This is a genomic window from Devosia oryzisoli (assembly GCF_014837245.1).
Taxonomy (GTDB): domain Bacteria; phylum Pseudomonadota; class Alphaproteobacteria; order Rhizobiales; family Devosiaceae; genus Devosia; species Devosia oryzisoli.
This window is the reverse complement of the sequence record NZ_JACYFU010000006.1, coordinates 64,667-77,280: the sequence shown is the minus strand read 5'-3', so window position 1 is coordinate 77,280 and position 12,614 is coordinate 64,667. Positions and strand designations below refer to the sequence as shown.

The following is a 12,614-nucleotide window of genomic DNA, read 5'->3' as shown; positions in this document are numbered from 1 at the left end:
TCAATCTTACAAAGAAACTGTACATTTCCGCAATCTTGTATGGTAGATGCAGAACCAATGGCCCCATCCTCGGGGGCCACACCGCCTGAACTCAAGAGATTACCGGAGAATTCGCATGACCAAGACCTACGCGCTCGTGGGAACCGGAGGTCGCGCCCGCATGTTTTACGAAGCCATTCTGGGGCCGCACCGCGACCAGTCCCGCCTGGTGGCCCTGTGCGACACCAACCAGACGCGCATGGATTATACCAACCGCGTCATCGAGGGCGAACTGGGCGGCGAGGCTGTCCCCACCTACAAGGCCGCCGATTTCCAGACCATGCTCGCCGAGACCAAGCCCGACACGGTCATCGTCACCTCGATCGATCGCACGCACCACATCTACATCATCGCCGCGCTCGAGGCGGGCTGCGACGTCATCACCGAAAAGCCGATGACGACGGACGCTGAAAAGTGCCAGGAAATCCTCGACGCCGTCGAGCGCACCGGCCGCAACGTCCGCGTCACCTTCAACTACCGCTACGCCCCGCACAATTCGGCCCTGCGCGAACTCATCGCCGAAGGCGCCATCGGCACCGTCACCTCGGTTCATTTCGAATGGCTGCTCGACACCCGCCACGGCGCCGACTATTTCCGCCGCTGGCACCGCGACAAGCGCAATTCGGGGGGCCTCATGGTGCACAAGTCGACGCACCATTTCGACCTCGTCAATTTCTGGCTCGGCTCGCAGCCCGAGACCGTCTTCGGCATGGGCGATCTCAAGTTCTATGGCCGCGCCAACGCCGAGGAGCGTGGCGTCTTCACGCCCTATACCCGTACCACCAACGTGGAAGCGGCGCGGGATGACAAGTTCGCCATCGATCTGACCTCCAACCCGGTCCAGAAGGGCCTCTACTGGGACGCCGAAAAGGAAGATGGCTACCAGCGCGACCAGAACGTCTTTGGCGACGGCATTTCCATCGAAGACACGATGAACGTCATGGTCCGCTACCGCAACAAGGCGGTGATGACCTATTCACTCTACGCCTATGCCCCGTGGGAAGGCTTCAACGTCGCCATCAACGGCACCGGCGGCCGTCTTGAGCTCACCGTGCACGAGACGTCCTACATCAATGCCGGCTCGACCTCGGACACCGAAGGCGCCGCCAAGGGTGTGACGCTCTATCACTTCCCGCTGCACGGCGAAGCCCGCCAGGTGCCCGTCAAGCAGGGCGAGGGCGGCCACGGCGGCGGCGACAAGATCATGCTCGAGGAAATCTTCGGCAACGCCACCCCGCGCCCCGGCTACGGCGCCAACCACCGCGACGGCGCCCTCTCCATCCTCACCGGCATCGCCGCCAACAAATCCTTCGCCACCGGCCTCCCCATCGACGTCCGCACCCTGGTCAAGCTCTAGCGCTGCCCCTCTCCTGGGCACCCTCACCATCAGATGCTTCGGCTCGATCCACCCTCCCCCTAGCGGGGAGGGTAGCGCCGCCCGGGCCAACGGCCCGCGGCAAAGCTAGGGTGGGGGGACGAGAGCCCCAGCACCGAAGCCCCCCACACCGTCATCCCCGCGAAAGCGAAAACCCCTGTTTCCGCTCCCAGCCTACCCCAAGCCAGGACGAAACCCACGGCCCCCTCCCTCCCCCTAGCGGGGAGGGTAGCGCCGCCCGGGCCAACGGTCCGTGGCAAAGCTAGGGTGGGGGGACGAGAGCCCCAGTACCGAAGCCTCCCACACCGTCATCCCCGCGAAAGCGAAAACCCCTGTTTCACCTGCGCGCGCCGTCACCCCTGCCGAAACGGCACCGAGGCGGTCAGCACCTCGCCCGAATCGTTGAACTCCACCTCGAAGTCCACGGTGATGCTGTTGCCCACGAGGATGATCTTGGCGCCAATGCGCACATCTTTGCCCGCCCTGTCCTTCTGCTGCTCTCGCAGGTCGAAGGCGATGCGCCCGCCGCCCTGGCGCCCGACCGCCAGCCCGGTATAGCCGGCATTGGAGCTCATGGCCGCTTCGTAGCGCTGCCCGGCATCATTGTAGGCGATGGTGCCGCTGATCGAGAGCGTGGCGTTTACCAGCGTGCACCGCCCATTGTAGTTGATCTTGAGCGCGTTGCCCTTGGCCACCGTCAGGCGGCAGCGGAACGGCTCGTTGCGATCCCCACCCACCAGCGCGCCTTCGCCGCGCCAGTTGCCGATATAGGAGGAGAGGAGCTCGAGCTCCTTTTCCCCCGCCTGCGCCGGCACCGGCAACAGTATTGGCGCCACCAGCGCCAGCGCCACCATCACGGTTCGCACCCAAGTCCTGACCATTCTGCCCCCTCGCCTGTGGCGTTTTGCTTGATCTGTCTGCCGCCCCAGCGGCAAATCCAGAATCCAAATCAGTTTATGGGCTTGTTACCATTTGGCCAACTACTAGCGTGTACAACGGTTTCGTGAGGCTTTATCGGTCTCGCAGGGGCAGGGGGAGCAAGCATGTCGGGGAAGGCCATTATCGACGCACGAGCCGTGGACTACAGCCTGGAGATCGCGGGCCGTCCTCTGCATATCCTGCGCAAGGTCTCTCTGCGCGTCGCGCCCGCTGAAGTGGTCGCCATCGTCGGCCCTTCAGGCAGCGGCAAGACATCCCTCCTGATGCTGCTGGCGGGGCTCGAACGGCCCACCGGCGGCTCTATCACCGTCAATGGCACCGATCTGGGCACCCTCGATGAAGATGGCCTCGCGCGCTTCCGCCGCCGCACCCTGGGCATCGTCTTCCAGAGCTTTCACCTCATCCCCTCGCTCACCGCGCTCGACAATGTCGGTCTCGCCCTCGAGATCGCCGATCCCTCCCTCTCGCTCGCGCAGGTGCACGAAAAGGCGGCAGCCACCCTTGCTGCTGTCGGTCTTGAAGGCCGCCTCGATCACCGCCCGTCGGCCCTTTCCGGCGGCGAACAGCAGCGCGTCGGCCTCGCTCGTGCCACGGTCGCCAACCCGCCGCTCCTCCTTGCTGACGAGCCCACCGGCAATCTCGACCAGAAGACCGGTGCGGTCGTGGTCGATCTGATGTTCGATCTCGCCCGCCGCCAGAAGACGGCCGTCGTCATGATCACCCATGACCCCGGCCTCGCCGCCAAGGCCGACCGCGTCTACACCATGACGCAGGGCCAACTCACCGAAACCCCGGTCCACGCATGATCCCCGCCGTGTGGACTGCGCGCCGCACCCGGAATAGCCCGCTAACGCCTCCCTCCCCCCCGTGGGGAGGGACCGAGGGTGGGGGGAGCACGGCCCCCTCACCCAAAGGGAAAAACCGCTGATGCGCGCCATCCTCGCCGCCATCCGCATTGGCCTGCTCGACATGCGCGGCGACCTCCGCCGCTTCCTCCTGTTGGTCGTCTGCCTCGCCGTCGGCACCGCGCTGATCGCCGGCGTCAATTCCGTGGGCGCCAGCATCACACAGGCGGTGGAAACCGGCGCCGCCGAACTGATGGGCGGCGACCTCGAACTGTCCCGCGCCGATCGCCCGGCCACGCCCGAAGAATTGGCGGACATGCAGGCCCTCGGCCAGGTCGCAACCGTGGTCGACACCAATCTGCGGGCCGAAAGCATGGCCGGCGAGGCCTTTGCCGATATCAGCGCCGTCGGCCCCGGTTACCCTCTTCTCGGCACGGTCGGCAGCGCGCAACTGCCAGCCGGCACCGACGTCTCGACGCTCCTTGCGCCCGAAAGCGATACGCCCGGCGCGCTCGTCGACGGCGTCATGCTCGACGAACTCGAGCTTTCGGTGGGCGATTCCATCTTTCTTGGCGGCACCGAGTTTGCCGTGCGCGGCTCGCTGGGCAAGCTTCCGGACACGGCCGTGCGTGGGTTCCGCCTCGGCATACCGGTGCTCATCACCACCGAGGGCTTCGGCGTCATCAGCGACCGCTCCTCACCCCTGCCCGGCCTTGGCACCTGGTACCGCTACAAGCTCCTCCTGACCGACCGGAACGTCGAGGCCGGCACCGCCGCCATCGCCGAGCGCTTTGCCGATCGCGGCTGGACCCTGCGCACCGCCCGAGAGGGCTTGGGCGACATGGTGCGCTACTTCGATCTCTTCATGCGCTTCCTCGTCATCGTTGGTCTCGGTTCGCTGCTCATTGGCGGCGTCAGCGTCTGGACCGGCATGCAGGCCTATATCGCCGAGCGCGCCAGCGTCATTGCCGTCCTGCGCAGCATCGGCGCCGATCGCGGCCGCGTCTTCCTTCACTTCTTTTCCCAGGTCGCCGCGCTCGCCCTGGTCGGCGTCGCCATCGGCCTTGCGATTGGTGGCGGCCTGGCCTTTCTCCTCCTGCCCTCCATCGGCGCCGCCGTCGGTATTGCGCTTGCCCCGGCCATTCATCCCGCCCCGCTGCTGATTGCCGCCGGCGCCGGGTTCCTCACCGCCTTCGCCTTCGCCTACCTACCGCTGCAGCAGGCGCAGACTATCCAGCCGGTGCTCCTCTTCCGCTCAAAGGGCCTCGCCGCGCCGCCCATCGCCTGGCGCACGCTGCTGCTCTCCTGGCAGGTCCTGCCGCTGCTCCTGGCCATCGTGGCGTTCTTTCTCCTCGCCTGGGCGATGACGGATGATCCGGCGCTGGTTGCCGCCTTCGGCCTCGCCAGCGCGGTTGCAGCGATACTGTTCCAGCTCTTCATCCGCCTCGTCCAGGCCGGCCTTGCGCGCCTGCCGCAACGAGGCCCGCGTATCTGGCGCCACGCGGTGCGCGCCATTTCCGCCAGCGGCCAGAACGCGGCGGCAGTCGTCGTCTCCGCCGGCATGGCGCTGGCCATGCTGATCGTCGTTCTCGTCATGCAGGCCAATCTGCAGCAGGAATATCTGGGCGCCTCCGCCTTCGACGCGCCGACCCTCGTCGGCTCCGATCTCTTTCCTGACGAAATCGAGCAGCTCGCCGCTCTCGCCCGCCAGGGCAACGGCATCACCCGCTTTGTCTCGACGCCCATGCTGCGGGGCACCTTGAGCGAGGTGAACGGCACGCCGGTTGCAGATTTGCGCACCCGTGGCCCCGAAGCCACCTTCCTTCTTGCCGGCGAAGTCCCCCTCACCTTCCGCACCGAACTGCCCTCCTCCTCGCGCATGGTCGCGGGCGAGTGGTGGCCGGCCGATTATTCCGGCCCGGGCCTCGTCAGCCTCCACCAGAGCCTGCGCAACGGCCTCGGCGTCGATATCGGCGACACCCTGACCTTCTCCATCTTCGGTGATCCCGTCACGGTCACCATCGCCAGCTTCCGCGACTATTCCTGGCAGGGCGGCATTGATTTTCTCGCCACCTTCTCGCCCGGCGTCATCGACAACTACCCCACCACCCTCTTTTCCGCCGTCACCGCCGCCCCCGGCCAGGAAGAAGCGGTGACCCGGCTCCTGGCGGCCGATCTGCCCGACATCCGCTTCATCGAGATCGGCGACACGCTCAAGCAGATCACCGACGCGCTGGCCCAACTCTCCTTTGCCGCCACCCTCGTCGGCGGCCTAGCGGTCGGCAACGGCCTTCTCGTGCTCGTCGGGAGCCTGGCCACCGGCCGGCGTCAGCGCGAGGCCGATACGGTCATCACCAAGGTGCTCGGCGCCACCCGGACCGAGCTCATCGGCATGAGCCTCATCCAGTATTTCCTTCTCGCTTTCCTCGCGGCCCTGCCGGCCCTCGTTTTGGGCATCGGCGTCGGCCGGCTCGTGGGTGCGCTGATGCTCGACGTTGCCTTCACCGTGCACCTCGACAAGATCCTGATTGTGCTCGCCGTCGCCATCGTGATCACCGCCCTCCTTGGCGCCATGACCATCCTGCGCGCCGCCTCCGCCCGCCCCGCCCGCCTCCTGCGCGACCTCTGAGCGCTATCCACACGCCTTTCCACAACTTCGCAGCCTGATCCCCGAATCGCTGCGCGAAGTGCTAACAGTCTCCTAACCAACAAGGGTGTTGTGCGTTCGGTCTGCCGCTGGGGTGCCAACGCGTCCAGCCGGAGACACGATGCAGGTTGCCATAGACATGGGAGAAAGCCGGGGCGCCGGCGCCGCGCGCATGGATCTCGAGGAGCTCCTGGCGACGCGCCTTCTCGTCCAGGGCAATTCCGGCTCTGGAAAGTCCCACCTGCTGCGCCGCCTGCTCGAACAGTCCGCCCCATGGGTGCAGCAATGCGTCATCGATCCTGAAGGCGATTTCGTCACCCTGTCCGACCGCTTCGGGCACCTTGTCGTCGACGCGACCCGCACCGAAAACGAGTTGACCCGCATCGCCGCCCGCGTGCGCCAGCACCGCGTCTCGGTGGTCCTCAATCTCGAGGGGCTGGACGCCGAGCAGCAGATGCGCGCTGCCGCCGCCTTCCTTGGCGGCATGTTCGATGCCGACCGCGATTTCTGGTATCCGGTGCTCGTGGTGGTCGACGAAGCCCAGCTCTTCGCTCCCGCCGCGGCCGGCGAGGTGTCCGATGAAGCGCGCAAGCTCTCGCTCGGGGCCATGACCAATCTGATGTGCCGTGGCCGCAAGCGCGGCCTGGCCGGCGTCATCGCCACCCAGCGCCTCGCCAAGTTAGCCAAGAACGTCGCGGCGGAAGCCTCCAACTTCCTCATGGGCCGCACCTTTCTCGACATCGACATGGCTCGCGCCGCCGATCTTCTGGGCATGGACCGGCGCCAGGCCGAGCAGTTCCGAGACCTCGAGCGCGGCCATTTCGTGGCCCTCGGCCCGGCCCTGTCGCGCCGCCCCCTGCCCATCGTCATCGGCGCCGTGGAAACCTCGGCCCGCTCCACCAGCCCCAAGCTCACCCCGCTCCCCGAGGCCCCGGCTGACGCCGCGGACCTGATTTTCACCCAGGACCCCGAGGAGCTGAGCCGCCCCGCGGTGCGGCGCCCACCCCCGCCGCCGCCGCCTTCGACCAACGATCTGCTGGCCCAGGTCGCGCGCGCCCGCGCCGAGGCGCCGAGCGAACCCGCCTCGCTGTTTCCCGAGATCGACGCGGCCGAGCGCGAGGCCATGATCAAGGCCGTGATGGTCGAATTGATGAGCGATCCTGATGCGGGCTTCCGCACCACGGCCGTGCTCTATCAGGATTTCCTCGTGCGCTGCCGCATCCGCCGCGTGCCGGGCGAGCCGCCGGCCCTGCCCGCCTTCAAGCGTCTCCTCGCCATCGCCCGGGTCGCTCCCGACGAAGAAACCGCTAGCTCCGATGGCTGGCAGCAGGCGCTCACCCTCTCCGAGACCCTCACCGACGACGTGCAGGGCGTGTTCCTCGTCATCGCCCAGGCCGCACTGACAGGCGCCCCCTGCCCATCCGACGCAACCCTTGCCCGGCTCTATGGCACCCATTCTGCCAGCCGCGCCCGGCGCCTCCTCACCTGGTTCGAGGAGCGTGGCCTCATCGTCCTCCGCACCGATTTCCGCGGCCAGCGCATCGCCGCCTTCCCCGATCTCGGCGCGGAAACGGCGCCGGGCGATCCGAACGGACCCGATGCCCTGGTCGAGGACCGCCCAGCGGCCGAATGATCACCCGATCAGTTCGGCCGTGAAGCTGTAGCGCCCGGTCGCGCCCGGGCCCAGAAGCTCGGAATAGGGCCGCTCCGCCAGCGCGTCCGTACCGCCCGCATAGGCCGCCGTGCCGTGCCAGGGCTCGAGGCAGATGAACTCGGCTCCCGGTTTGGTCCACAGCGCCAGATTGGGCAGGTTGTCCCACGTAAAATGCACCTGCGGCCGGTCTTGCGGCCCGTAGCGCAGCCCCGCCCCGGCTCCCTCGGGAAAGATCATCGCGTCGTCCGCAAACTGCTGGTGGTCGAGCGTCAACCGACCGGCTTCGAACGGCGAGGGCAGCGGACGAGGATCGAGCAGCCCCCCGGAGAGCCGCCGCAGCGCCGGATCGTCGCCGCTGTCCAGCACCACCTGGTGCGGCTGGTCCCCGGCGCCCGGCAGGGGCCAGGCGAAGGCGGGGTGGAAGCCGATGCCATAGGGCATCAGGCGATGGTCCTTGTTGGTCACCTCCGCCGTCACCACCACCGATCGTCCCACCAGCCGGTGCTCGATGTCGAGCCGGAAGGCGAACGGGTAGAGCGCCCGGCTCGCCTCGGAGGCCTCGAGCCGATACCGGCAGCGATCGCTCTCCTCCAGCACCAGGTCGAAATTGCTGCGCCGGGCAAAGCCGTGCTGCGCCATCTGGAAGCGTTGCCCGTCGATGCTGACCGTGTCGTTCGGCGCCCGCCCCACCATGGGAAAGAGCACCGGGGACCGGCCGGTCCAGAACCGCGCATCGCCGTGCCACAGCCAGTGCCGGCCATCGCGCGTCTGGATGGACTGCATTTCCGCACCCAGGGCTGCGACGTCCACGGTGAGATCACCATTGGCGATTCGGGTCAGTTGCATGCGCCTCTCCGGCCAGTCGGAAACGATTTCGGCGGCGACCATAACCGCTTCGCCCGACCAGGAGAACGGCAAAACGCGCGGCTTCCTCAGCCTGCGGCCCCCTCCCCCTCTGCCGGCCGCCAGACCACGCCCAGCCGCTCCATGAGCCCCCTGGCATCGCCCGGCGCCATCAATTTGTCGGTGTTGTCGAAGAACACGAAAACGTCCCGCGCCCGCCCGTCCGCCGTGGGGCCGCCGACGAAGTTGCCGTCCGTCGCCTCACCCCGGCTCCAGTGCCGCACGCGCTCGGCCCATCGGTCGAGCGCCTCCGGCTCGTAGGCGGATTTGTAGAGCTCGGTCGAGCCATGCAGGCGGCAGTAGACGAAGTCGGCCGTGACATCCATCAGCAGCGGCCAGTCTACCGTGTCGGCGCAGACCAACGCGACGCCATAGCGGCGCAACAGCGCGAGGAAAGCGGAATCCTTGAAGCTTTCGTGCCGGATTTCCATCGCGTGGCGCACCGGCCGGCGCACCCCGTCGCCATAGTCGGCACGGGCCCGCAGCCGCCCGTCGTGCCGCCGCGCCAGCTCGGCGGCGTCCACGGTGTCCCGCGGCAGCATGGCAAGGAAGGCTTCGATCCGGTCCGCGTCGAACCGGAACCGCTCGGGAAACTGCCACAGCAGCGGCCCCAGCCGGTCCCCCAGCGCCAGCGGCCCCGAGGCGAGGAAATTGGCAAGCGGCGCCTGCGGCTCCTTGAGCCGCAGCATGTGCGTCAGGTAGCGCGGCCCCTTGACGGCGAAGACGAAATTGTCCGGCACTGCCGCAGCCCAGCTTCGAAAAGCCTTGGGCGTCTGCATGCCGTAGAACGTGCCGTTGATTTCGAGCGCGTTGAACGTCGCCGCTGCAAACGCGAGTTCCTTCTTCTGCGCCAGCCCCTGAGGATAGAACGCCCCGCGCCAGGGCGCATAGGTCCACCCCGAAACGCCGATCCTGATCTGGCCACGCTTGTCCATGCGGGTAAAACGTCCGGCACTCGTCCGCGTTGCCGGCGATGGCACCGGGCACAGCAGCCCGCGCCCGCAACACCCTTCCCCTTTGGCCGCGCACTCGATATGTCCGCAGCCATGTCCTGGCCCGCCCTGCCCATAGACGCTGCCCTACCCGCTCTCGCCGAGGCGCTGGACCAGGGCACAAGCGCCGTCCTCGTCGCCCAGCCCGGCGCCGGCAAGACGACGCGCGTGCCGCTTGCCCTGCTCGACGCGCCCTGGCGGAACGAGGGCCGCATCGTCATGCTCGAGCCCCGGCGCCTCGCCACGCGCGCCGCCGCGCGGCAGATGAGCCGCCTGCTCGGCGAGGATGTCGGGCAGACCGTGGGCTACCGCGTCCGCATGGAAAGCAAAATCTCCACCCGGACGCGCATCGAAGTGGTCACCGAAGGCATCTTTACCCGCATGCTGCTCGACGACCCTGAACTGACCGGCACTGCCGCCGTGCTGTTCGACGAGTTCCACGAGCGCAGCCTCGATGCCGATCTGGGCTTGGCGCTGGCGCTCGACGCCCGTGCGCTCCGCCCCGATCTGCGGCTCCTCGTCATGTCCGCCACCATCGACGGCGCGCGCGTCGCCCGGCTTCTGGGGGATGCCCCGGTCATCGACAGCCCCGGCCGCACCTATCCGGTCGAAACCATCCATCGCGAGCCCGACCCGTTGCAGCGCCTCGAAGATCAGATCGCTGCGGCCACCCTTGCCGCACTGCGCGAACACGAGGGCTCGGTCCTGGTGTTCCTGCCCGGTCAGGGCGAAATCACCCGCACCGCCGAACGCCTCGCCGGCCGCCTGCCTGCCGATACCGATCTTGCCCCGCTCTATGGCCAGCTCGGCACGAGGGAACAGGATGCCGCCATCGAGCCGGCCCCGCCGGGCCGGCGCAAGGTGGTGCTGGCGACGTCCATCGCGGAAACCTCGCTCACCATCGAGGGCATCCGCATCGTCATCGACAGCGGCTTTAAGCGGGTTCCTGTTTACGAACCGTCCACCGGCCTCACCACCCTCGCCACGCGGCGGGTTTCACGCGCCGGCGCCGACCAGCGCCGCGGCCGCGCCGGCCGCACCAGCCCCGGCGTCTGCATTCGCCTCTGGAATGCAGGCCAGACGGCGGCGCTGGAGCCCTTCGACACGCCCGAAATCCTCTCCGCCGATCTCAACGGTCTCGTGCTCGATCTCGCCTCGTGGGGCGTGACCGATCCCGCCCAGCTCGCCTTCCTCGATCCGCCACCGGCGCCAGCCTGGGCCGAAGCCAATGCCCTCCTGCAGCGTCTGGCGGCGCTCGATGACAAGGGGCATTTGACCCCGGCTGGCCGCGCCCTGGCGCGCCTGCCGCTGCACCCGCGCCTGGCCCACATGATCCTCGCCGGCGCCGAAGACGGCGATGCGGGGACCGCGGCCGAACTCGCCGTCCTCATGGGCGAACGCGGTCTTGGCGGCGACGACCTCGATCTCGCCCGCCGGATCGAGCGCTTCCGCGCCGACCGCTCCCGCCGCGCCGACGACGCCCGTGGCTTGGCGGCGCGGTGGTCAAAACTGGCTACCTCCGCCGATCGTCACCCTCGGGCGCGATCCGAGGGCTCTACAGGTTCGGTGCCCGACGTCGGCCAGCACCTGGCCCGCGCTTTCCCCGATCGCGTGGCGCAGGCGGCCGGACCGCGAGGCCGCTTCCGTCTCGCCAATGGCCGTCAGGCCCAGCTCGACGAAACCCATGCGCTTTCCGCCAGTCCCTACCTGGTGGTGGCCGATCTCACCGGCAGCGCCACCCAGGGCCGCATTCGCGCCGCAGCGGCGCTCGATGCCGAAGACCTGGAAACCCTCTTTGCCAGCCGGATGAGCAGCCAGACCACGCTGGCCTTCGACGCCGCCACCGGCTCGGTGCGCGCCCGCCGCCAGCGCCGGCTCGATGCCCTGCGCCTCGCCGACGACACAGCCGCCATCACCGATTTCGAAGCCGCTGCCGCGCTCCTGGCAAAGGCCGCCATCCAGCGTCCCGAAGCCCTGCCCTGGAGCAAGGAGCAAAAGGCGCTGCGCGCCCGCGCCACCTATCTCTCGCAGACCTTGGGCGGAAGCTGGCCCGACCTCTCCGACGCCGCCCTTGCGGCCGACCCCTCCTGGCTCACGCCACACATCGTGGGAGAAACGCGCCTCGCCGCCATCTCGGCGCAGCACCTGGGTTCCGCGCTCGACGCGCTTTTGCCCTGGTCCGAGCGTCAGGAGATGGACCGCCTGCTGCCCAGCCACTTCCACGCCCCCTCCGGCAGTCATCTGCCGATCGACTATGCCGCCGAAAACGGCCCTGCCCTCGAAGTGCGGGTGCAGGAATTGTTCGGCCTCGACCGGCACCCCACTATTGCCGGCGGCCGTGTCCCGCTGCTTCTCGTGCTGTTGTCTCCCGCCCATCGCCCCATCCAGACCACGCGCGACCTGCCCGGCTTCTGGCGCGGCTCGTGGAAGGATGTGGCCAGGGACCTCAAGGGCCGCTATCCGCGCCACCCCTGGCCCGACGATCCCCTCGCCGCCCCCGCCACCAGCCGCGCCAAGCCCCGCGGCACCTAGGGCTCATGCCAGCCCACCCCCACCAGCCCAACAAAAAGCCCCGGAAAATCCGGGGCTCCCACCTAATCTATCGGCGTGAAATTCAGCGCCACGCCATTGATGCAGTAGCGCAGCCCGGTCGGTGGGGGACCATCGGGGAAGACGTGTCCCAGATGGCTGCCGCAGGTGGCGCAGTGCACTTCGGTGCGCACCATGCCAAAGCTGCGATCGGTCGTCGTCTCCACCGAGCCGGGAACCGGATCGTTGAAGCTCGGCCAGCCCGTGCCGCTTTCGAATTTCAGCGTCGACTGGAACAGCGCAGTGTCGCATCCGGCGCAGGAAAACGATCCCTGCCGCGTCTCGTGCAGCAGTGCGCAGCTCCCCGGTTGCTCGGTGCCATGCTCGCGCATGATGCGGAACTGTTCCGGCGTCAGCTTCTGGCGCCATTCCGCCTCGGTGCGGGTAACGGGATAGGCATGCGCATCCATGGCTCAACTCCTTCTCGCCGGCCTCACCTGGAAGGGGCAAGGCGGCATCTCTGACTTTGTCGATCTGTTATTCGGCTTCAATATAGGGTCAGTTACACGCCAATCCCAGTCGCATTTCCATCACGCCGGGCCAGATCCTGGCCGCCATGACGCAGAACCGCGTCGGCGGCGACGGTTACGATCGCGCCTGGCCCGAGCGGGCCAAGCCAGCAGATGGTAAC

Annotated in this window: 9 protein-coding genes and 1 pseudogene; 6 read left to right on the top strand and 4 right to left on the bottom strand. The window is 67.9% G+C overall.

What is annotated here, in order from left to right:
* The first annotated feature begins 115 nt into the window (after nucleotides 1-115).
* Nucleotides 116-1,396: a Gfo/Idh/MocA family protein gene (locus IC608_RS17425; RefSeq protein ID WP_191778155.1), complete on the top strand. Its 1,281-nt coding sequence runs from the start codon at nucleotides 116-118 to the stop codon at nucleotides 1,394-1,396.
* A 371-nt stretch (nucleotides 1,397-1,767) separates the two neighbouring features.
* Here the strand turns inward: IC608_RS17425 and IC608_RS17420 are convergent, their stop codons facing one another.
* A complete protein-coding gene (locus tag IC608_RS17420; protein WP_191778153.1) occupies nucleotides 1,768-2,295 on the bottom strand; it encodes a heme-binding beta-barrel domain-containing protein in 528 nt (175 codons plus the stop codon).
* 162 nt (nucleotides 2,296-2,457) lie between these two features.
* On the opposite strand from IC608_RS17420, the gene IC608_RS17415 reads away from it, so the two are divergent.
* The 3 genes from IC608_RS17415 (at nucleotide 2,458) to IC608_RS17405 (ending at nucleotide 7,478) form a co-directional block, all read left to right on the top strand.
* Nucleotides 2,458-3,159 carry an ABC transporter ATP-binding protein gene (locus IC608_RS17415; protein WP_191778151.1) on the top strand — a complete coding sequence of 234 codons (702 nt, stop codon included), beginning with the start codon at nucleotides 2,458-2,460 and terminating at the stop codon, nucleotides 3,157-3,159.
* 121 nt (nucleotides 3,160-3,280) lie between these two features.
* Nucleotides 3,281-5,827, top strand: coding sequence for an ABC transporter permease (locus IC608_RS17410; RefSeq protein ID WP_191778149.1), 2,547 nt, complete (start codon nucleotides 3,281-3,283; stop codon nucleotides 5,825-5,827).
* A 139-nt stretch (nucleotides 5,828-5,966) separates the two neighbouring features.
* Entirely contained in the window at nucleotides 5,967-7,478 is a 1,512-nt protein-coding gene (locus tag IC608_RS17405; protein ID WP_191778147.1) for a helicase HerA domain-containing protein, read from the top strand.
* Here IC608_RS17405 and IC608_RS17400 read toward each other — a convergent pair whose 3' ends face one another.
* Both IC608_RS17400 and IC608_RS17395 read right to left on the bottom strand, forming a co-directional pair.
* Entirely contained in the window at nucleotides 7,479-8,345 is an 867-nt protein-coding gene (locus IC608_RS17400; protein ID WP_191778145.1) for an aldose 1-epimerase family protein, read from the bottom strand.
* Between the two features lie 86 nt (nucleotides 8,346-8,431).
* Nucleotides 8,432-9,337, bottom strand: a complete 906-nt coding sequence (locus IC608_RS17395) for a DUF72 domain-containing protein (RefSeq protein WP_191778143.1) — start codon at nucleotides 9,335-9,337, stop codon at nucleotides 8,432-8,434.
* A 111-nt stretch (nucleotides 9,338-9,448) separates the two neighbouring features.
* Between IC608_RS17395 and hrpB the strand changes: the two genes are divergently transcribed.
* Nucleotides 9,449-11,926: an ATP-dependent helicase HrpB gene (gene hrpB / locus IC608_RS17390; RefSeq protein WP_248306479.1), complete on the top strand. Its 2,478-nt coding sequence runs from the start codon at nucleotides 9,449-9,451 to the stop codon at nucleotides 11,924-11,926.
* Between the two features lie 62 nt (nucleotides 11,927-11,988).
* Here the strand turns inward: hrpB and msrB are convergent, their stop codons facing one another.
* The gene (gene msrB / locus IC608_RS17385; protein WP_191778139.1) at nucleotides 11,989-12,393 is read right to left on the bottom strand and encodes a peptide-methionine (R)-S-oxide reductase MsrB; all 405 of its coding nucleotides are present in this window, start codon (nucleotides 12,391-12,393) and stop codon (nucleotides 11,989-11,991) included.
* A 122-nt stretch (nucleotides 12,394-12,515) separates the two neighbouring features.
* On the opposite strand from msrB, the pseudogene IC608_RS18240 reads away from it, so the two are divergent.
* A pseudogene (locus tag IC608_RS18240) lies at nucleotides 12,516-12,596 on the top strand (pyridoxamine 5'-phosphate oxidase family protein); the annotation flags it as partial.
* Between the last annotated feature and the right edge of the window lie 18 nt (nucleotides 12,597-12,614).

Excerpts from the sequence above, each read along its gene's own strand:
- IC608_RS17425 (WP_191778155.1), top strand. The coding sequence starts at position 116 with ATGACCAAGACCTACGCGCTCGTGGGAACCGGAGGTCGCGCCCGCATG.
- IC608_RS17420 (WP_191778153.1), bottom strand. The coding sequence starts at position 2,295 with ATGGTCAGGACTTGGGTGCGAACCGTGATGGTGGCGCTGGCGCTGGTG.
- IC608_RS17415 (WP_191778151.1), top strand. The coding sequence starts at position 2,458 with ATGTCGGGGAAGGCCATTATCGACGCACGAGCCGTGGACTACAGCCTG.
- IC608_RS17410 (WP_191778149.1), top strand. The coding sequence starts at position 3,281 with ATGCGCGCCATCCTCGCCGCCATCCGCATTGGCCTGCTCGACATGCGC.
- IC608_RS17405 (WP_191778147.1), top strand. The coding sequence starts at position 5,967 with ATGCAGGTTGCCATAGACATGGGAGAAAGCCGGGGCGCCGGCGCCGCG.
- IC608_RS17400 (WP_191778145.1), bottom strand. The coding sequence starts at position 8,345 with ATGCAACTGACCCGAATCGCCAATGGTGATCTCACCGTGGACGTCGCA.
- IC608_RS17395 (WP_191778143.1), bottom strand. The coding sequence starts at position 9,337 with ATGGACAAGCGTGGCCAGATCAGGATCGGCGTTTCGGGGTGGACCTAT.
- hrpB (WP_248306479.1), top strand. The coding sequence starts at position 9,449 with ATGTCCTGGCCCGCCCTGCCCATAGACGCTGCCCTACCCGCTCTCGCC.
- msrB (WP_191778139.1), bottom strand. The coding sequence starts at position 12,393 with ATGGATGCGCATGCCTATCCCGTTACCCGCACCGAGGCGGAATGGCGC.